At 51.2% G+C, this 21,023-nt stretch carries 16 protein-coding genes; 4 read left to right on the forward strand and 12 right to left on the reverse strand.

Going from position 1 to position 21,023, the window contains the following annotated elements; genetic code table 11:
- Position 1 precedes the first annotated feature (1 nt).
- The 8 genes from FGI41_RS16260 to FGI41_RS16295 form a co-directional block, all read right to left on the reverse strand.
- Complete coding sequence (locus FGI41_RS16260) at positions 2–454, reverse strand: MarR family winged helix-turn-helix transcriptional regulator (protein WP_139491394.1); 453 nt, start codon at positions 452–454, stop codon at positions 2–4.
- 506 nt (positions 455–960) lie between these two features.
- Entirely contained in the window at positions 961–2,304 is a 1,344-nt protein-coding gene (locus FGI41_RS16265) for a cytochrome P450 (RefSeq protein ID WP_139491395.1), read from the reverse strand.
- A gap of 172 nt (positions 2,305–2,476) precedes the next feature.
- Positions 2,477–2,971: a cyclic pyranopterin monophosphate synthase MoaC gene (gene moaC, locus FGI41_RS16270; protein WP_139491396.1), complete on the reverse strand. Its 495-nt coding sequence runs from the start codon at positions 2,969–2,971 to the stop codon at positions 2,477–2,479.
- A gap of 5 nt (positions 2,972–2,976) precedes the next feature.
- Positions 2,977–3,981 carry a GTP 3',8-cyclase MoaA gene (gene moaA, locus FGI41_RS16275; RefSeq protein WP_139491397.1) on the reverse strand — a complete coding sequence of 335 codons (1,005 nt, stop codon included), beginning with the start codon at positions 3,979–3,981 and terminating at the stop codon, positions 2,977–2,979.
- 76 nt (positions 3,982–4,057) lie between these two features.
- The gene (locus tag FGI41_RS16280) at positions 4,058–5,803 is read right to left on the reverse strand and encodes a YcdB/YcdC domain-containing protein (protein ID WP_139491398.1); all 1,746 of its coding nucleotides are present in this window, start codon (positions 5,801–5,803) and stop codon (positions 4,058–4,060) included.
- An 82-nt stretch (positions 5,804–5,885) separates the two neighbouring features.
- Positions 5,886–7,016: a Ger(x)C family spore germination protein gene (locus FGI41_RS16285; protein ID WP_139491399.1), complete on the reverse strand. Its 1,131-nt coding sequence runs from the start codon at positions 7,014–7,016 to the stop codon at positions 5,886–5,888.
- The gene (locus FGI41_RS16290) at positions 7,013–8,149 is read right to left on the reverse strand and encodes a GerAB/ArcD/ProY family transporter (protein ID WP_139491400.1); all 1,137 of its coding nucleotides are present in this window, start codon (positions 8,147–8,149) and stop codon (positions 7,013–7,015) included. The genes FGI41_RS16285 and FGI41_RS16290 overlap by 4 nt, the downstream gene beginning before the upstream one ends.
- 6 nt (positions 8,150–8,155) lie before the next feature.
- Complete coding sequence (locus tag FGI41_RS16295) at positions 8,156–9,661, reverse strand: spore germination protein (protein ID WP_139491401.1); 1,506 nt, start codon at positions 9,659–9,661, stop codon at positions 8,156–8,158.
- A 163-nt stretch (positions 9,662–9,824) separates the two neighbouring features.
- On the opposite strand from FGI41_RS16295, the gene FGI41_RS25630 reads away from it, so the two are divergent.
- The 3 genes from FGI41_RS25630 to acnA all read left to right on the forward strand — a co-directional run bounded on the left by FGI41_RS25630 (position 9,825) and on the right by acnA (position 14,464).
- A complete protein-coding gene (locus tag FGI41_RS25630) occupies positions 9,825–10,547 on the forward strand; it encodes a molybdenum cofactor biosynthesis protein (protein WP_139491402.1) in 723 nt (240 codons plus the stop codon).
- Between the two features lie 18 nt (positions 10,548–10,565).
- Positions 10,566–11,591 carry a ThiF family adenylyltransferase gene (locus FGI41_RS16305; protein ID WP_139491403.1) on the forward strand — a complete coding sequence of 342 codons (1,026 nt, stop codon included), beginning with the start codon at positions 10,566–10,568 and terminating at the stop codon, positions 11,589–11,591.
- 146 nt (positions 11,592–11,737) lie between these two features.
- The gene (gene acnA, locus FGI41_RS16310; protein WP_139491404.1) at positions 11,738–14,464 is read left to right on the forward strand and encodes an aconitate hydratase AcnA; all 2,727 of its coding nucleotides are present in this window, start codon (positions 11,738–11,740) and stop codon (positions 14,462–14,464) included.
- Positions 14,465–14,472: 8 nt separating this feature from the next.
- On the opposite strand, the gene FGI41_RS16315 is transcribed toward acnA, so the two are convergent.
- Positions 14,473–14,805, reverse strand: a complete 333-nt coding sequence (locus FGI41_RS16315; RefSeq protein WP_139491405.1) for a hypothetical protein — start codon at positions 14,803–14,805, stop codon at positions 14,473–14,475.
- A gap of 74 nt (positions 14,806–14,879) precedes the next feature.
- On the opposite strand from FGI41_RS16315, the gene rsgA reads away from it, so the two are divergent.
- Entirely contained in the window at positions 14,880–15,959 is a 1,080-nt protein-coding gene (gene rsgA / locus FGI41_RS16320) for a ribosome small subunit-dependent GTPase A (RefSeq protein ID WP_139491406.1), read from the forward strand.
- A gap of 44 nt (positions 15,960–16,003) precedes the next feature.
- Here the strand turns inward: rsgA and FGI41_RS16325 are convergent, their stop codons facing one another.
- The 3 genes from FGI41_RS16325 to FGI41_RS25515 form a co-directional block, all read right to left on the reverse strand.
- Positions 16,004–16,747 carry an IclR family transcriptional regulator gene (locus tag FGI41_RS16325; protein ID WP_139491407.1) on the reverse strand — a complete coding sequence of 248 codons (744 nt, stop codon included), beginning with the start codon at positions 16,745–16,747 and terminating at the stop codon, positions 16,004–16,006.
- A gap of 154 nt (positions 16,748–16,901) precedes the next feature.
- Positions 16,902–17,303 (reverse strand): hypothetical protein, encoded by a 402-nt coding sequence (locus FGI41_RS16330; protein ID WP_139491408.1) that lies wholly within the window; start codon positions 17,301–17,303, stop codon positions 16,902–16,904.
- 30 nt (positions 17,304–17,333) lie between these two features.
- The gene (locus FGI41_RS25515) at positions 17,334–20,993 is read right to left on the reverse strand and encodes a DNA translocase FtsK (protein ID WP_255298501.1); all 3,660 of its coding nucleotides are present in this window, start codon (positions 20,991–20,993) and stop codon (positions 17,334–17,336) included.
- Positions 20,994–21,023: the final 30 nt, after the last annotated feature.

Consider the following 21,023-nt stretch of genomic DNA (forward strand, 5'->3'; position numbering starts at 1 on the left):
CTTACTTCCCTCTCTCCCGACAGAGTGTTTTGTATTTTTGCTCTAAAAAGGTGTTGAGCACTTCCAATGATTCTGCGATCTGCTGCACCTTTTCTTCACTGATCCCGGCAAAAACACCGGGGAAGTACTCTTCCTGCATAAACGGGACATTTTTCTTCAGCCACTCTGGTTCCTCCGTCAACGAAACCCAGACGATACGGCGATCCTTCTCGTCCTTGGAACGCATCACCAGATTGTCGCGCTCCAGTCGGTCAATAATCCCGGAGACCGTGCTGTAGGACAGATCCACTGCCTTGCTGATCTCTCCGATCGTCTTGCGGCCTTCCATGAGCTGTTCGACTACCAAAATCTGTGGTTTGGTAATCCCACATCGTCCCAGTTCTTCGGTAAGGATACCCAGGTACAGCTTCGATGTCTGATTCAATAATAGCGGGAGCTGCGCAATTCCGTCCATTGGCCTCCTCCAATAACATTACAGATATTTCGTCACACGAAGCATTATCGCACAACTAAATATTTCGCATCAAGAAATATTTCAGTGTTAATCTGTGACAAAGAGGTGAACGGATTGGGGCTTGGTACTGTTTATGCTTAAATGAATACGTGTGGGGATTCCGATTGATTTCAGGGTTTTGGATGAATTTTTTGTAAGGGTTTGATGAAGTTTTTCTTCTTTCATTTTTTCTTCTATTCATATCTAGTAAAAAAGAGCAGAGGTCCTGTGGAGCACCTTTTTTGAAAGACCAACTCAGCGTAGGAAATAACACGGCATACCATTCTCCTCTGAATACGCTCAGGGGCAAACAGTCTCACTTCCCTGAGCTTACCCAGATGTCCCCTCTCATCGGGGGATCGAAACATTTTTGCCCCGAACAATGCCGTGTTTTTTCCTACGCGGACACCTACCACTTCCGCGCTGGTCTTTCAACAAGGTGTTCCATAAGATCCCTGCTCTATCTTTTACTTCTTATATACTCTCATCCGCAATCCATTCTTCGGACGCAATGTCACCAACGGCTCCATCTCCACCGGATGATGCCCCTCTGCCAGTCTCAGCTTAAATCTCTGCGCAATCGTCGCGATCACCAAGCCCAACTCCATCAGCGCAAAGTTATTCCCGATACATACTCGCGGCCCGCCGCCGAATGGGAAATAGGCAAACTGCGGGATGCGCTTGAGCAGGTCACCTTCGAAGCGCTCTGGCATGAAGCGGTCTGGCTGGTCATAATACTTGGGGCTGCGGTGCATGACATATTGGCTCATCATCAGGGTCTCGCCTTTTTCGAAGGTCTGTCCGCCGATCTCGACGTCTTCTACCACCTCGCGGCTAACAGCCCAGGCGGCTGGATAGAGGCGCATAGATTCTTGGATGATTTGGTTGAGGTATGGCAGATTCGGCAGGTCCTCCATCTGTGGCTTGCGGCCGACGAGGACGGTTTCGAGCTCCTGCCAGAGTTTTTGCTCCACGTCATGGTTTTGAGACAGCAGGTAGAATGTCCAAGCCAAGCTGTTGGCGGTGGTTTCGTGACCGGCGAGGAAGATGGTCATGACCTCGTCCCGTACCTGTTCGTCAGACATGCCTGTGCCATCGTCTTCATCACGGGCGGCCAACAGCATCGAGAGCAGGTCGCCACGGTCTGGTTCATTGCCGGCACGGCGCTGGGCGATGATGTTGTAGATCGTCTCGTCTAATACGCGGGCGGATTCTTGGAACTCCCGGTTGCTTCTGGTCGGGACGCTTGCCGGGATGTCGATGAAGGAGCTGGCGCGTTTGCTGACATAGCGCAGACCCACGTCGATGGCATGGCTGATGTCGCCCACCCCTTCGCGGATATCGATGCCAAACATCGTCTTGGTGATGATCGCAAGCGTCAGCTCCATCATGTCATTGGTCAGGCTGCGCTCCGCTCCATCCTCCCAGTGGTCGATCTGGCGGGTCGCGTACTCGACCATCGTATCGGCATAGGCATTGATGCGCTGCTTATGAAATGCAGGCTGTACCAGACGGCGCTGGCGCAGATGGGTCTTATCCTCACTGGTAAGGATCCCGTTGCCGACCACCGCTTTGGCGACTTGCAGGCCTTTTGCTTTTTGAAAATGATTCTGTTTGGTGACCAGCACCTCTTTGATCATATCTGGATCACTGATCAGGTAGAGATGACGATTCGGGCCAAAACGGATATGCGCGATATCCCCATACTCACTTGCCGCCCGTTGCAGGAAGCCGAGCGGATTTTTGCGGAATTGCAATAGGTTACCCGAGAGTGGCAGTCCTGTCGGGCCTTTGACTTTGGTTCTTGGCATAGTGGCATATCTCTCCTTTTGACAGATGTTACCCTTAGGTTGCCACCCGTTACCGAGTATATCCGAAGAATTTCCGAGAACCCCGATAAAAAAAGAAGCCTCTGTGACGAAAGCTTCTCATCGACAAAGGCTTCTTCCACGGTCAGGCCCTTATGTCAAGCCTGCCGTACTCCTATTCAACTGTCCCGCTCCGTACAAAATCCCCGCTCTTGCCGCCTGTCTTGCTCTCCAAATAAGTAGGGCCGATGATCATTTCTTTGTCCATCGCCTTGCACATATCATAGACAGTCAGCGTGACGGCGCTGGCTGCGGTGAGAGCTTCCATCTCCACGCCTGTTTTGCCTGTGGTCTTGACCGTTACCTCTACAAGCAGAGTATCCTCCCCTTCGTAGGCAAAAGCGATATCGACTCCAGTCAGCGGCAATGGATGGCACATCGGGATGATGTCTGCTGTCTTTTTCGCGGCCATGATGCCCGCTACTTGAGCGACGGCGAGTACGTCTCCTTTAGAAATCTGGCCCTCACGGATGCGGGTCAGGGTCTCTGGCTTCATCTTCACCTGACTGCGGGCTGTAGCAACGCGCTTGGTGATCTCCTTTTCTGAGATATCCACCATCTTGGCGCGGTTCTGTTCATTAAAATGCGTCAGTTGATCCGTTTCGTTCATGACGGTTATCCTCCGATTTGCGACATCCGGCGGTTGGTCGGGATGTGGGATTGCGCTTGGCGTTCGAGCGCCTGAGCCATCTCGTGATTTTCCGGCTTGATCTTGAGCGCCTTGAAAAAGAGGTCGCGCATCGCCTGCTCATCTCCGATCAACGGACGGATGTTCAGCTCATCAACCCAATACAGGCATGGCTTGAGATTGCCGTCAGCGGTGAGTCGCAGGCGGTTGCAGTTACCGCAAAAATGCTCGCTCACCGGATGGATCAAGCCGATGCTGCCACGTGCATTCGGCAGGCGGAAATCCTCACTCGGCCCATTGCCGAAGACATTCTCTGTCTTCATCGGCGGCATCCCTAGTGCGACAGCGCGTTCGGTCACGGTAGACAGCGACAGATACTTATCCCGCCAGCCGTCGTCATCATGACCAATCGGCATGTATTCGATAAACCGGACATGGATCGCTTTATCCAGCGTCAAGCGCAGGAAGTCATCGATCTCATCGTCGTTGTAGCCCTTCATCAGCACCACATTGAGCTTAATCGGCGCAAAGCCGACAGCGAAGCTCGCATCGATGGCATCGAGTACCCGTTTTAGATCCCCGCCCCGGGTGATCATGGCAAACCGGTCTGGCTTCATCGTATCGAGACTGATATTGACACGGGTCACCCCTGCTTTTTTGAGCGCCTCGGCCTTCTGAGCGAGGTAGATCCCATTGGTCGTCAGGGCGATATCCTCAATGCCTGGAATCGCAGACAGCTCACTGATCAGTGCCTCTATATCTTTACGGACAAGCGGCTCACCGCCTGTCAGACGCAATCGCCGAACACCTAACTGGGCCGCCGTCTTCACTACAGCTGTAATCTCTTCATAGGTAAGGATCTCATCCAGTGGTTGAAATTCCATCCCATCTGCAGGCATGCAGTAGACACAGCGGAGATTGCAACGGTCTGTCAAGGAAATCCTCAGATAGTCATGGACACGCCCGAATGAATCAACCAGTCTGTCAGTCACATGAATTCGCCTCCGCTCCTTGTCTTATCTACATACCATAACCCCGGGAGGACAGAAAATCAATCACGAAACTGTACTAATACGGATAGTAGTCATACTCGTCAAATTCCTCGGCTTTCCCTGTGTATGCATCGATGACATACACCTGATCCTTTTTCGGCATATAGATCAGAATCGGTGTAGGTTCATCCATATCTTCGTTCAGATCATATTTCAGCGCGAGAGGATTGTTTTTCAAATAGGTTTTCGTTGCCTGTTCGATGCTGACGGTTCGCACGTTTGGCGGCAACTCACCATAAGAAGAGCTCCCCAATTTCACCGAGGTAATCTTCCCGCTATTCGGGTCGATTTGAATTCGATACTCAAAATCCTTGACGACTACATCTTGATGAACCGGATGGAACACCAATTCATACGCTGGTCCACTAAATTGGGATAACCCCTGAGCCTGCTCCATCCCCGTTTGTTTTCCTTTCTTATTGCTTACGACGACGTATGGCAAATCCATGTGAGTTACATTCAATTGGGTGACAGACGGGTCAAGGTATTGCTCCATTGCCTTCATTGCCGTCTCCAAAGCTGCTTCTTTGGTAATGAGGGTTGGATTCGCCTCGTCCGCTCGATCCATATCATAGTCGCGGTAGAATCCTTCTATTCTGCCTTCTTCCACGTTTACTTCCATCCTAATGTAATCAGAGGTTTCGGTATCTTCATCCGTTTTCATCCACAAATATTCAATATAATAGTCTTCATCATTTTCTTTGAAACGATAGGAGGATAGATCGACCCCGATCAGTGATTCGATAACCGCTTCTGCTTCCTCTCTGTTGGTGACAGAACGTACCGGTTTGGTTGGCTGAACCTGGACCACCTCGGAATGAAATGGCTCATCACTCTCGCCAATCACGATATATTCGCCGGTATGAGGATCGATTCCACCCCTCACTTCTGTTTCATAGACGAGGCGTGGGTTGGCAGACGAAGAGAATGGGTTGAACAGCCCGGTATAGTAGGACTTATGCAAGCCCAGCTTCGCCTGATACTTTTGGGCAGCGGCATCTAATGAAATGAGCCCTTCCGGCTTTGGAAAATCCTGCGGGTCGTACGCAATCGAACTATTCTCATAGGACAGAGTGTGACCTTGAGCATCCACGGTTACGCACAGGGCATCTCTATTGACAGGAATGCCATTGATCAGTTGTTCATAATAGACCTCTGCATGAGGAATTTCACCGTCATACTCGATTTCATCTTCCGAGTAGTTTTGCATCCGTACCCGATTAAGGACGTATTCTTTTGTCGCATCTCCCATGACTTTTTTCAAAAAGTCCTTTGCCTTTCGTTCGGCAAAAGCAGTGGTCGGCAGCTTCGTCGAGGTCCACTCTGGGTTCTCGATCTCATATTGAATCAACTCACCCGTATCAGCGTAAACGGTTACACTCGCAAACACACTGTCATACCATTCATCCTCGTCCTCATCTTCATCCGAATCGTCAGGCTTTACCAAATAGAAGTCCCACACTTCCCGATCGTCCCGGTCAAAATCAATTTCGGCATAGCTGACCTTCAATCCATCTATCTCTGGCAGAATTCGGGTCAATTTGGTGATGGTGTCTGTCATTTCCTTTGGCACTTTTTGCGGCGGAATGCGCTTGGCCTCGTTCTGTTGTGCCTTTGTCTGTTGTGCTGTTTCCTTATTCCCAGATTGTGTTGCGGCTTTGGCTGCAGGCTGACTCGCTTCCGCAGGCTGAATCCACAGTGGATTGGCTGTCAACAGACTGATCGCGATAGCTCCCGCCAAGATAGTGTTGCGTTTGGACATGATGACTCCCCCTGTATGTATCTTCACTGCTATTCCTTAATATTACCAACAAAAAAAGGAATTGGGGAGACTCAATCTCAGCCTACTTGAGTGTCCCAACCCCGGTGATGCGTAATTGGACATTGATTTTAACAGGAATATCCTTCATTCCTTTCTTGATGGTAAGCCCCTGCCACTCTCCATACGTCTTCGCCCTCATTTTCTCCAGCATATTGGTCGGATCTATTCCAAGCTTCGTCGTCTTCATTAGAACGGCTTTCAACGCTTTTTCCATTTCTCTGGCGATTTTTTCCTCGACGACAGCCAGGTTAGTTGCATCCTCTAAATCTCGGTTCCCTTCATAATTCAGCAAATTTCCTGTTATGCCCAGCTCGATTTCAAAAGCGGGCTTCTTCCCTATTGGAACATACCGCTTTCTTATTGAATTACGCACGAATTCCAAGTAGACTCTTACTTTTTTATCGGAATTCGGATCGTCTTGGATCAGGTAGGACATCGGCGGGACTTTGCCCCGATTGGATGCCGCTTGGAGGATTCTCCCTTCTTCCGGGGTGAGGAAGCCGACCAGCTTGCCATCTTTAATCAACGCCACCTTGGTGATTTCGATGTCGCCCTCTTTACTATTATTCTCCAAGTATGGCAGGAGCGGGTCAGCGGTTCCACCTGTAGTCCGGTAGATATAGTCATGGATGGTGGTAAACGGATAAAAGGCCGTCTCCCGGCGCGGGCGCAGTAGATTGTTGAGGTAAACCCCCATCTCCGGCTTGTTCTCGTACTTCCCCTGGAGCAAATCCATCACTTTTCCTTTGACCACACCTAATACCACATTGTCACCGACACGGGGATCACGGTACAGATCCAGAACAACGTCCGTGATCCCCTTCTGCTTGACGAAATCTTCACTAAACAGGATCACCCTCATCTGATTGGGCACGATCGTTCTTTCAGATTTCGTCGCTATATTCATGATGGCTTCTGCAGATGTGGACACCTGTACCGAATAGAATTGAGTCTTCTCCTTTTGCTGGGAAGACTGCGGGACTGCTGTGATTACCGTCATCTTATCCCCTTTGGCCCGATCAAATCCCATGACCGTGACAAAACCCATATCCTCCAAGGTAGGCTGTTCATATTGAATGCTATTGCATCCCGACAGCACCAGCATGAACAAAAGCATGCTGCCAAGCCACAGAATCCGGCTGCTTCTCCTCATCCCTGTGTTCCTCCCCCGTCATCTGTCTCGGCCAAAGCTTGGGGCTGCTCCTTCGCTGGTGTGGCAGGTTTGCGGATCAGAGAAAGCAGAAGCAGCAGGACTGGTATCACGACCATCGTATAGCCAAGCCAGAACGACCAGTCTTCAAACAGCTTTTGCCTCAACCAGGTCGGCATCTGGACTCTCGCCAGCAGATAAGCACACACAAGAATTACATATAGATGAATCCTACGGTTGTGAGACATCACGGCATCCATTGCTTTTTTCGCCGCCCACAGATATGGCGCGGCGGTTGACAGAACGAGGAAGACCCAGAGCGCAATACCGAAGTTCTCAATTCGCTCCACAAAGGTCAACTCTACCGCCTTGAACAGATTCAACACCGGATATCTCAGATTCTCCAACTGCCACTCCGAAAAATATACGACACTGACCAGCGAAACACCCGTATAGACCAAGACAGTCAACCATAGCCCGCCTGATACGTGGAGCAGAGACCGCTTTTGTTGGACGATATAGGGAAAATAGACCAGCAACAATTCATAGCCAAAAAAAGATTCATAAGCTTGATAAGAAGCCTGCCATACATCCCTCATGTTCACATTAAACAGAGGCAGCATATGGCTGAATTCTCCTTTTTGGATGCCCCAGTGAAGATAGACCATCATCCAGGCCGTAAAGAAGAATCCCAGCATACAGAACCGCGCTACCAGCTTAATCCCACCGAGTACGATATAGCACGAAACAAAGAGTATTGCGATCAAAGCAGGATACATGGTTCGGTCTGGCATCGTAACGGCCTGCACCAATCTTAGATAGTTGTGGGTGACAGCCGCAAAGACCATGATTAAGTAGATGAGAAAAACAAGATTAACCAGCTTGCCGAGCCACTTCCCCAATAATCGCTCATTGATTACGTACAGATTATCTTCCGGATATCGCATCCCCAGCCAATACATCGGAATCAACACCAGCTGTGTCACGACCCCCAGCAGAAACGGAATCCAGTACTGGTTATAACCCACGGGGGAAAGTGCATGGGAGATGGAGAGCAGTCCCTGTCCCACCATGGTGTTGTTAATCAGAAAAAACACATGATACGGATTTAATTTTTTGTATTTGCCTTGGTCCATCTGTGTCTACTCCTCATCCAGTGGGCGTTGAAGCTTTTTGGGACTTCGGGACAGGCCTGTTCGGCTCGCCAAAAACAAAACAGGTGCACGGATCAAGCCATTGAAGATGTCAGTCATGTTGCGCGGAATCCCTGGAGCCAGATAGGGTGTGCCGAGCGAGGTAAGTCCTGCCAGATGTGCATAGATCAGGCCCAGCGTCAGCATCTGTCCGTACATCCCCAGCGTTCCTGCTGCAAAGATGAACACATATCGCAGCGTCCGAATCGCATTGGCCATCAGATAGTTGGATGGTACAAAGGAAAGAAGTGCTGATACCGAGACAAGTACGATCAGAATGTTACTCGCAATCCCCGCCTCCACCGCTGCCGTCCCGATGACGATACCGCCTACGATACCGATCGTTTGACCGATCTTGGTCGGCATGCGCACACCGGCCTCACGCAGAACCTCGATGACCAGCTCCATAATCAAGACTTCGATCATCGGCGGAAACGGCACCCTGCTCCTCGATTCTGTCAAGATCGTCAACAACTGTGGAGGCAGCATCTCTGGATGATACGTAAGCACTGACACATAGGTAGAGGTCAGGAGTACCGTCACAAACAGTCCGAAAAACCGGATAAAACGAAGCATAGTTCCATTCAGCCAGCGGTTATACAAATCCTCCGGGCTGCAAAACAACTCGAAAAAAGCACTTGGTACAATGGCCGCTTCAGGACTGCCGTTGAGCGCAATCAGAATCCGTCCATCCAATAAAGCAGCCACCGCATTATCAGGCCGTGTCGTCATCCCAAACTGGGGAAATGGCGAATACGGCTTGTCCTCCAGCATCTGTTTGAGGACTGGTAAGGCGACAAAACCATGATATTCCAGGTTCTGTACCCGGTAGATGGCGCGCTCCACGTTTTCTGGGTTCGCGATTCCTTCCATATAGAGCACGGCTACTTTATTTCGCGTTTCCGTGCCAGACATATATATTTTCACTTTTAGGTTGGTATTGTAGAGTCTGCGTCTGATCAGTGAAATCGTCGTATCCAGTGACTCGGTGAACGAATCTTGCGGTCCCAGCACGGTCGATTCCGTCTCCGACGATCCAATGCTTCTAGACGGCATGCTGAGCGTGGGCAATTGCAGGATAATCTGACGGGTGTGAAAGATGAGCACCATATCTCCGTTCAAGACACCCTGAAGCAGCTGCGGAAGCTCGTCATGATGAATTTCTTCAGCCAGCTTCAATACCTCGTGGGGATCGTCATATTCATTCATGGCCAGCAGGGGATCTACAATGATCTCTTGCACCACTTTTGGTTCCACCATCGTTTTGATATACACAGCCGTAACGGTTTCTCCGATGATCACAATATTTTTGATCACAAGATCATCCACATTACGAAAGTGTGCCTCAATCGCCTCAACGGAGATCTCCCCTTTGGCCTCGGGGTAGGTAACATCGCCATCAGGTTGGTAGGATGATTCGACCACCTTTTTCCGCCACCATTCCCAAACGTTCATTCGTCATCACCCCCAGAGACAAAAGTGGATATTTCTTGTACCTTATCATCACCAACTCCCCGTGAAATATGCAAAACTTGGGCAGTATAGCTCTCTGTGGGCAACGGTCTTATCCGCTTATGGTATACTTTGAGATGGATGAAATATGAAATGGGGAATCTGGATGCGTGTGAATGTATTATTATTTGCTTCTCTTGCGGAAAAGGCGGGCTCGTCCGTCTGCACCGTCGAACTCAGTGAATCCGCTGCTGTCGGTGATCTGCTTGCAGCCGTTGCAGAGCAGCATCCCGCACTCGCCACACTCTTGCCATCCTGCTTCGTCTCGCTCAACCACGAGTATGCGACAGCAGATGCGCCTGTCCATGCCACTGACGAGATTGCCATCCTGCCTCCGGTCAGTGGTGGTGAAGAAGATCCGTTTTTTCGCATTACCGAAGAGGAGCTAAGCGCCGATCATCTCGTCAAGCTGGTCTCCAATCCGCATGCTGGAGCCGTATTGACGTTCGTCGGAACTGTACGGGAGTTCACCCACGGTCAGCGGACGGTCTCTCTCAGCTATGAAGCGTATGCGCCGATGGCAGTGGCGAAGATGAAGGAAATCGCTGCTGAGATCAACGAACGCTGGCCCGGCACACGGGTCGCGATGCACCATCGGATCGGCCATTTACAAATAGAAGAGATTGCGGTCATCTGCGCAGTAGCTACTCCGCACCGCCAAGCTGCATTTTTGGCTGGTGAGTATGCGATTGAGCGGCTCAAGCAGATTGTCCCCATCTGGAAAAAAGAAATCTGGGAAGACGGAAGTGAATGGAAGGGACATCAGCAAGGTCCGTGGAACCCGCTTGCTCCCGCTGATCCAGGAAGTTCCTCTGACCCAGTTCAATAGAAAGGGAGCCTCAACACTATGCAAACCCGCTACTCCAGACAGATCTTGTTCGCTCCAATCGGCAAAACCGGACAAGAAAAGCTGCTCGCCTCCCGTGTCGCCATCGTCGGCATGGGCGCGCTCGGCACAGTGCTTGCCAACCACATGGTACGGGCCGGTGTCGGATTCGTCCGTCTGATCGACCGCGATTTCGTCGAGCCAAGCAACCTGCAGCGCCAGATGCTGTATGACGAGGACGATGCACAGGCACACATGCCCAAAGCGATGGCCGCCTACCAAAAGCTTTGCAAAATCAACTCCGGGGTCACAATCGAGCCGATCATCGCCGATTTGACCGCATTCAATGCAGAAGAATACCTCAGCGATGTTCACCTCGTCCTCGATGCGACGGACAACTTTTCGGTGCGTTACCTCATTAATGATGTATGTGTGAAGCATACTATTCCTTGGATATATGGTGGCGCGGTAAGCAGCACCGGCACGTTCACCGCAATCCGTCCCGGCGAGACACCGTGCCTGCGCTGTCTGTTCCCCGAATCGCCTGCACCTGGTGAGACGGCGACCTGTGATACCGCCGGAGTCATCGGCCCGATCATTCACATCGTCGCCTCGTACCAAGCGACAGAAGCATTCAAGATATTAATAGAAGCAACAGATGCCTACAATCCCAATCTGGAGCATTTCGACCTCTGGCAGAACCAGCACCAGCAGATTCGTGTCCAACGCGCCAAGCGTCCGGATTGCCCGACCTGCGGTAAGCGCGAATTCACACACCTCTCCCCTGACTCGGCAGAAGGCATGGCCGTATCGATGTGCGGCCGCAATACCGTACAGATCACACCTGCTGCCGACAGCCGCCTCTCACTGGATGCTTTGGCACAGCGGCTCGCACCTTTAGGTGTGGTGGAGCAGAACAAGTTCCTGCTTCGTTTTCACACCGATGCACATACCCTGGTGATTTTCCCGGACGGGCGTGTGATGGTGCAGGGAACGGATGAAATTTCGGTGGCCAGAAGTTTATACGCACGATATATAGGCGGATAATAAGAATTGTTACCAGTTTGTGAAATTGGGGTGGAACAGATTACATTCATGAAGTATAATAAAGTGGAAGCGAGAAACGGAACACAGTTTCACCAGGTGAAACCGTTCTTTTTCCTCAACATGTTTGTTCAAGGGAGGTTATTGTTTTGTCTAAAAAAGATGCTTATTCTGTAAAGAAGTCTTTACAGGTCGGAAACAAAACCTATGCTTACTATAGCTTGGAAGAGCTTCAAGCGAAGGGTTACAGCGATGTATCCAAACTTCCTTTCTCCATTAAAGTGCTCCTCGAAGCGGCTGTTCGCCAATTCGACGGTCGTGCGATCACCAAAGAACACGTAGACGCACTTGCTAACTGGACAAAAGGCCGCGACGCTAACCAAGAGGTTCCTCTCAAACCTGCACGTATCGTGCTCCAAGACTTCACCGGTGTTCCTGCGGTAGTTGACCTGGCAGCGATGCGCGTAGCGATGCAAGAGAACGGCGGCGATGCAAAACGCATCAACCCACTCGTTCCTGTAGACCTCGTAATCGACCACTCCGTCATGGTTGACGCTTTCGGTTCTGCTGAAGCGCTCGAAGAAAACATGAAGCTTGAGTTTGAACGCAACGAAGAGCGTTACCGCTTCCTCCGTTGGGCACAAACTGCTTTCGATAACTTCCGTGCAGTACCACCTGCAACCGGTATCGTTCACCAGGTTAACCTTGAGTACCTCGCGAACGTAGTACAGACCCGTGAAGTTGACGGCGAAACCGTAGCATATCCAGATTCCCTCGTAGGTACTGACTCCCACACCACCATGATCAACGGGATCGGTGTTCTTGGTTGGGGTGTAGGCGGTATCGAGGCAGAAGCAGGTATGCTTGGCCAACCACTCTACTTCGTAGTACCTGAAGTTGTTGGTTTCAAATTGACTGGTACCCTGCCACAAGGTTCTACTGCAACTGACCTGGCACTCACCGTTACCCAAATCCTCCGTAAGAAGGGTGTTGTTGGTAAATTCGTTGAGTTCTATGGCTCCGGTCTCTCCAACATCTCTCTTGCTGACCGTGCTACCGTTGCCAACATGGCTCCTGAGTACGGCGCAACTATGGGCTTCTTCCCAGTTGACGCAGAAGCACTCAACTACCTCCGTCAAACCGGCCGTAATGAAGAGCTCATCTCCCTCGTGGAAGCTTACACCAAAGCAAACGGTCTCTTCCGTACCGACGAGACTGTTGATCCAGTATTCTCTGAGACCATCGAACTCGATCTCTCTACCGTTGTTCCTTCCCTTGCAGGTCCTAAGCGTCCTCAAGACCGCGTAGAGCTGACCGACATGAAAGAGTCCTTCCACAAAGCAATCACTACTCCAATCGCAGAAGGCGGCTTTGGTCTCTCCGCTGAGCAAATCGCGAAAGAAGTAGAAGTGGACTATGGCATCTTCGGCAAATCCACTCTCAAAACCGGTGCCGTAGCAATCGCTGCGATCACTTCTTGTACCAACACCTCCAACCCAAGCGTAATGCTCGGTGCTGGTCTCGTTGCGAAGAAAGCCGTTGAGCTTGGCCTCAAAAAACCAGCTCACGTAAAATCTTCCCTCGCTCCAGGTTCCCGTGTTGTTACTCAGTACCTCGAAGACGCAGGTCTGATCGAGCCACTGAACGCAATCGGCTTTAACGTGGTAGGTTATGGTTGCACCACTTGTATCGGTAACTCTGGTCCATTGCCAGAAGAAACCGCTCAAGCAATCGCGGACAACGACCTGACTGTTGCGGCTGTTCTCTCTGGTAACCGTAACTTCGAAGGCCGTATCCACGCACTCGTAAAAGCGAACTACCTCGCTTCTCCACCACTCGTAATCGCATACGCGCTTGCAGGTACCGTGGACATCGACCTTGCCAAAGACCCAATCGGTACTGGCAAAGACGGTCAACCAGTATACCTCAAAGATATCTGGCCAACTCCACAAGAGGTTCTCGAAGCTACCAACAAAGCGATGAACCCAGCATTCTTCAACGCTGAGTACGGTAACGTATTCCAAGCCAACGAACGTTGGAACGCAATCAATGCTCCAACCGGCGACCTCTACGAGTGGGATGCAAAATCCACTTACATCCAACACCCGCCATTCTTCCAAAACCTTGGCAAAGGTGCAGGCGAAATCGCAGAGATCAAAGGTGCGCGTGCGCTCGCTCTCATGGGCGACTCCGTAACAACCGACCACATCTCTCCAGCGGGTAACATCGCTCCTACCTCCCCAGCAGGTGTATACCTGACTTCTAACGGTGTTGAGCGCAAAGACTTCAACTCCTACGGTGCTCGTCGTGGTTCCCACGATGTCATGATGCGCGGTACATTCGCGAACATCCGTATCCGTAACCAAATCGCACCTGGCACAGAAGGCGGCGTAACCAAATACCTCCCAACCGGCGAAGTAATGTCCATCTACGATGCTTCCATGAAGTATCAAGCAGACGGCACTCCACTCGTGGTTCTCGCTGGTAAAGAGTACGGTACCGGTTCTTCTCGTGACTGGGCAGCGAAAGGTACTTTCCTCCTCGGCGTTAAAGCGGTTATCGCTGAATCCTTCGAGCGTATCCACCGTTCTAACCTCGTAGGTATGGGTGTACTCCCACTCCAATTCGCAGAAGGCACCAGCGCGAAAACTCTTGGCCTCGACGGCACCGAGACTTTCGATATCCTGGGTCTCTCCGACAAGGTACAACCTGGTCAAACAACCAAAGTACGTGCAACCCGTCAAGACGGTTCTACTGTAGAGTTCGACGCAATCGTACGTCTCGACTCCACTGTTGACGTTGACTACTACCGTAACGGCGGTATCCTCCAGACTGTTCTGCGTCAACTTCTTGACGAGAACCAAGTAACTGTGTAGGTGAATCGCTAAGCGATACGAAGCCCTCGGGCCTCACCAAAAAAGCTGTTTCCTGATTCGTCAGGAGACAGCTTTTTTCTTTTTTCCCTCTTTTTCTTTCCTCTGATGGAAATTTTCTTTAACGGGAACACTAGAGATGATACAATCGTACTATGCTTACACAAGCACTGTTGATTGCCGTTGAAGCAAATGAACTTATTTCGTAAGGAGCGATGTATTATGACAAACAAGCCGATTGTAACGAACGCCGCCATTGCCACTCTGGTCACAGGAACCACTCCTTGTATGGTGACAGCGTAACCTTTCTCCATTTCTACATTCGATTTTACTTCTTTCATCATATAGAGGAGCCTCCTGTGATCATTTTTTGCGACCGATTCCAAAAATACGATCATATTCCCAGGAGGAATCCACATTGAATAAACAAGTATACACCCTTACCGCTTTAGGCTTTACCCCAGCATTTGAACAAGCTTTTCAACCGTACGCAGCAGAAGGCTACCATGTAGGACGCGTAGCCTTAGAGCATAAACGGCTTTATCGGGTCTATACCGAGCAAGGCGAAGTACTGGCAGAAGTAGCCGGCAAGATGCGCTACAATGCCCTTGGACGTGAAGACTACCCTGCTGTGGGCGACTGGGTCGTAATCTCCCCCCGCTATGAGGAGCAGAAAGCCACCATCCACGCGATTCTGCCACGCCAGAGCAAGTTCTCCCGCAAAGCCGCAGGCACACACGTCGAGGAACAGATCGTGGCAGCCAACGTGGATACCGTCTTCCTCGTCAATGCACTCAACCACGACTTCAATGTCCGCCGGATCGAACGCTATCTGATCTCTGCTTGGGAGAGCGGTGCCAATCCCGTGATCATCCTGAGCAAAGCTGACCTCTGCGATGACGTCGAGGCCAAAATCCGTGAAGTCGAATCTGTCGCCATCGGTGTGCCGATCCATGCGATCAGCACATGGGAGGCTCAAGGCATCGATGCCCTTCTCCCCTATCTGGGTGAGGGGAAGACCGTTGCCCTGCTCGGTTCATCTGGTGTAGGCAAATCCTCGATGATCAACCATCTCAAGGGCGAGCAGATCCTAGAGACGCAAGCCGTCCGGGAAAACGACTCCCGCGGCCGTCACACCACCACCTACCGTGAGCTGGTCACCCTCCCGTATGGCGGGCTGATCATCGATACGCCGGGTATGCGCGAATTACAGCTGTGGGATGCTGACGAGGGCTTTACTGAAGCGTTTGACGACATCGAGTCCATCGCTGCGTCCTGCCGCTTCGGCGACTGCACGCACAAGGGCGAGCCTGGCTGCGCGATTGAGGCCGCACTTGAAGACGGTACCTTGGATCAAAGCCGCTACCATAACTATCTCAAGCTGCAAAAAGAGCTGGCTTTCCAAGAACGCAAGGATAACAAGCTGCTCCAGCTTGCTGAAAAAGCAAAGTGGAAAAAGATCCACCAAGCCAACAAGAAACGCCCAACCCATCGATAACAAAAAAACTGGGGCATCCTATCCATGGATGAACCCCAGTTTTTTTATCTCATCATCTTGCCCATCCGTGCCGCAGACTGACGGATCGGCATCGAGATTTCTTTCATCTTTTCCTCGGTCAGACGGTTGGATGGCCCGGATACAGACAGCGCCGCGACCACTTTTCCATGACGGTCAAAAATCGGTGCCGCCACAGCTGCAGCCCCCACCTCACGCTCTTCAATACTGGTGGCGTAGCCCTGCTTCTGGATCTGAGCAAGCTGCTCCCGGAACAGGTCACGGTCTACCCATTCGGGCCAGTTATCATCGGCCAGCACATCCGCTACGTCAGCAGGGTCAGCATATGCCATCAAGACCTTGCTCGACGCCCCGACAGCAAGCGGCATGCGTACCCCGACCGGTGCGACACGGCGGATCGGCTGGTTGCTCTGCACCGCTTGGATGCGGATTCGCTCCCGTCCGTCCCGTACATACAAGCTGATCGTCTCGCCCAAAAGGTCCCGCAACGATTCCATCTCAGGGAGAAGCATAATCGCCGGATCGTCCGCATGGGTCATATTGGCGGACAGCTCCCAGATCCGGAAACCAAGGCGGTATTTGTCCGTCTGACTGTCACGGATCAAGAAGCCCTTGCTCTCCAATGAGGCAAGCAGACGGTGAACCGTACTCTTATGTAAAGAGATTTTGGTAGAGATCTCACTGAGTGTCAGCTCAGTTTCATCTGTAAAACACAGCAAAACATCAAGCGCCCGCTCGACGGCACGCACCGTCGACTTCTGTTCTTCCATGACAGTCACCTGCTTTTCTCTCGGCATAAGTTTCATCTAGTGAAATCGAGTTCTATATTATTAGTATAATGGATGAGTCCTATACGGGTAAAGAGCAGAAAAAGGAGGAAGGTGCAGACCCTCCTCCTTTTTCTTATGCAGTATAGATCCTTGATTATGCCTCTTGCACAAGTCCTGGATTATATCTACGAACATATTCGTAGACATCTTGACCATCCAGCACTTCGGGTGCGACCCCTGCGCCTTTTTCCGTAAGCCAGGCAAGCAGGGCTTCTCCACCGCGTGCGATCCGTCTCTGGGCAGCTTCTGGCAAGGTAAGTACGTGTGGAACCAAGAGCTGTAAGTACCAGACACCCCGATCTTCCTCTGACACGTCAATCTCTACCTCGATATCGGCGTCGGCAAAAGCATACAGGATGTTGAACAATTCCTCCCTCGGCTGTGCCCCTGCTTGTTCTAACGGGATTCGCCAGACCGTGAGATAGTACTCATCATTGAAAAGAACCAAATCGTCGTTAACTACGCGATAACTCTTTTTCCCATGATCGATTGTCATTACAGCACCCCTTCCTAATCACTTCCTGCTCTAATTGCTTCCTTCGCTTAGTGCTACTGCATCCTCGTGAGTAATCAAAGTCGAGCGCGGTTTCCCACCATTGTGACCGGTGATGTAACCACCTGCTTCCATCATCTCGATCAGGCGAGCGGCCCGGTTGTAACCGATACGGAAACGGCGTTGCAGACCGGACGTGGATGCCTGCCCCTGCTCTGCCACATAGGTCAGCGCTTCGTAGAACAGCGCGTCTTCACCTGCATCGTAGGAGTCAGCTTTGGATTCCAATTCTTCCTTACTGAAAATATATTCAGGCTTGCGCTGTTTTTTAATCATCTGGGTAACTGCTTCGATCTCTTCATCTGATACGTAGTTCCCCTGTAGGCGGACCGGTGCCGTACCACTCTCAAGGAACAGCATATCCCCGCGTCCTAGCAGTCGCTCTGCACCACTCTGGTCCAGAATCGTCCGTGAGTCAATCGTAGAAAAGACGGCAAAAGCAAGCCGTGTCGGTACATTCGCCTTGATATTTCCCGTGATGACATCCACAGACGGACGCTGGGTGGCAAGCAACAGGTGAATCCCGCAAGCACGTGCCTTCTGCGCAATCCGGATGATGCAGTCCTCCACATCTTGCGGAGCAACCATCATCAGGTCAGCCAACTCGTCGATGATGATCACGATGAATGGCAAGGTATCATCTGTCGTCTGGTTATAACGGTCGATGTCCCGCACGCCCGCATCTACGAACAATGCGTAGCGCTTCTCCATCTCCTCCACCGCCCATTTGAGCGCGGCTGTCGCATGCTTGGCTTCGGTCACGACAGGTGTGACGAGATGTGGAAGATGGTTGTATGGTGCAAGCTCTACCATTTTCGGGTCGATCAGAAGCAGGCGCACCTGTTCCGGAGAAGCCTTGTACAACAAGCTGACGATAATCGAGTTAATACAGACACTTTTCCCCGAACCGGTCGAACCGGCGATCAGTCCATGCGGCATCTTTTTGATGTCAGCCACAATCGGTTCGCCGCCGATATCCATGCCAAGCGCAATCGCCAGTGGTGACGGATGCTCTTGGAATTTTTCCGACCCAAGGATGCGGCTGATAAAAATCGGCTCGCTCTTGATATTCGGTACCTCGATCCCGACAGCGTTGCGCCCAGGGATTGGAGCTTCAATACGGATATCCTTAGCTGCCATATTCAGCTTGATGTCATCGGACAGGCTGGTGATCTTGTTCACCTTGACCCCTGGTGCCGGTTGGAGCTCAAAACGCGTCACCGTCGGCCCTTTGACAATCCCGACCACCTGTGCGTTGACGTTGAAGTTGGACAAGGTCTCTTCGAGCAGACGCTTCTGTTCGAGCGTGTACTCGTAATCGTCTTCATTCACCTCTGGCGACGGTGTCAGCAGCGTCAGGTTAGGTGGGTTGTATGGAGGTTGGACTCGCGGTTCTTCTGCAGGTGGCTCGGTTGGGGCACTTGGAACGATTGGGGTTGCAGCCGCCTGTGGTGAAGGTAGTGCTCCTTCTTCTACTCTATGAAGCAGGTGGGTCTGAGATTCATTTTGTTGAGAGATGGCCTGATGTGAGGCAGCTTCTTGCACGTTTTCTACTGCATTCTCCAACGTACCGCTCTCTGTATACAGGCGTGCCTGAGTTTGCTCTTCAGGTTGCTGCTGGCATTGTTCCTGAGATTCCAGCTCAACGCTTACCGAAGTGCCAACAACTGGCTGATTCAATACAGGGTCGGCAGCAACAGGGATAATCGTAAATGGAACGGGTCGGATCACAGATTGCTGTACTGGTGTGGCCACCATAGCAGTTGGCTCCGATGTATCCGTTGCTACTTGGGCTTTTGTTGATTCGTGCTGCCCGCTGTCATTTTGCGTAGATTCCATACCGTTGCGGTCGGAAGATGTGTCTGCTTCAAGTGCTCTCTCTAACAAAACAGCAACACTCGCGTGCATCGATTCCGTAGCTTCCAAGAATGCTGGCGTTTTCAGGGTTTCTTCGTTGACTGGGGTTTCCATCGTTTCAGCTGTTTCGCTGGGTTCCATTTCAACCGTTCCGACCTGTACATGATCCTCTGGGGATTCTACAAAGTCTGTGAAATCATTGGACAACGAAGTTTCAGAAGCTTCCATAATAACTTTTGATTCCTGAGTAGTTACCTGATCCAACATAGGTATTTGATCCAGCGTAGGTATTTGATCCAACATAGGTATTTGATCCAGCGTAGGTATTTCATCCAACATAGGTACCGATTCCATCGCAGCTGTCTGCTCCGGCGCCGCTGTTACTTCCATCGCTGGAGCCTCCGCGTCTTGCTCGGAGCTGATTCTGTTCCAAGATTCGCTTCCGACAGGCTCAGTCTTCGTTTGCAACTCAGTGACTGCTTGCTGTTCCGTCTCAGCTGGTAATTCAGTGACTGCTTGCTGTTCCGTCTCAGCTGGTAATTCAGTGCTTGGTTGCAATTCAGTCTCGGCTGGTAATTCAGTCTCTGGTGGTAATCCAGTGCTTGCTTGTACTTCAGTCTCTAGTGGTAATTCAGTACCTGCTTGTAATTCAGTACCTTCCCGAAGTTCGGTCACTACCACAGCTTCGGTTTCTACGACAGAAGAACCGCCATGATCCACAAGAATAGGATGTTCTTCGTTCATGTCTATGACTTGGCTCATGTATCCTGGCTCACTGGATACTACGACAGAAGTATGAAAGTCCGGAATGGTCGGAGAATCCGAAGTATCAGGAACATCCAACCCTACGGGAACTCCAGACGGTTCCACAGTTGCCATTACTCCCACCGTCTCCACTGCTTCTGCTGCCCCTACACCAGCTGCCGCAACTTCCCTCTGTGCTTGGACAATCTCATCCCCAGCCTCATGTACGCTCGCTTTCGGTTGCAGTATGCTTACTGGAAATGGCACTGCTTCTTTGTTACCATCCTTCTCTTTCCCGCTCTCGTTGACCACAACCGTCTGGCTGACCAACTCTTCGTGGCCCGTCTCTTCAACCTGCTCCAGATTTACTGGCTCTTTTCGCTGCGTATGCAGGACAGCCCCGATGCTCTTCTCATGCTCAGCTAGTTTGATTTTGCCATAGATCGGGGAAATAATTTCCGTAGGAGTAAAAGATCGTTTATCCACAGCAGACTGCTGATGCACCTGACGTGGGGCGCGGTTCGGCACGATGCGTGGACGCTCTTGGATTGGCGCTTGGGCAGTTGGCATTTCCTCTGCATTCCCAATTGGTTCGCGAACCATTTCTGGCTGCAAAAAAGTCGCCTCCACACTCCGTTTTGGTTGCTTGACTGTCTCTGTATAAGCCGTAGATTGCTCTGCGCGAGGCGGTTGCTGCTCGGTTCGTTGGACCCGTTCCATACGGGCTGAACCGATGAGCGAATCCTTTCTTGCTTTTGGCTCCTGCTGATCGATGTGCAACGATTCAGCCGATTCCCGACGTTGCTGTGCCTTCGTTGCCCCTGGTTCCCGCTGGCCGTCCGGGATGACTGGAAAACGGAACTGACGCGGTCTGGCTGATTCTTCTCCATTGCCCTCCCGCTCTCGTGGGTAGATGCTTTTGGTGCGGGCTTTGGCATTTGATTTGGTAGAGTTGGCCCGCAGCACCGCAGGCGGACTTGCCTTATGTAGTTCATTTTCACTGTCTTGCATCCAGTTTTGCAGTTGTTTCATTACGTTCTGTATCCATCTAAACATTGATCG

Origin of the sequence: Brevibacillus dissolubilis (assembly GCF_006170445.1) — a bacterium.
GTDB classification, from domain to species: domain Bacteria; phylum Bacillota; class Bacilli; order Brevibacillales; family Brevibacillaceae; genus Brevibacillus_B; species Brevibacillus_B dissolubilis.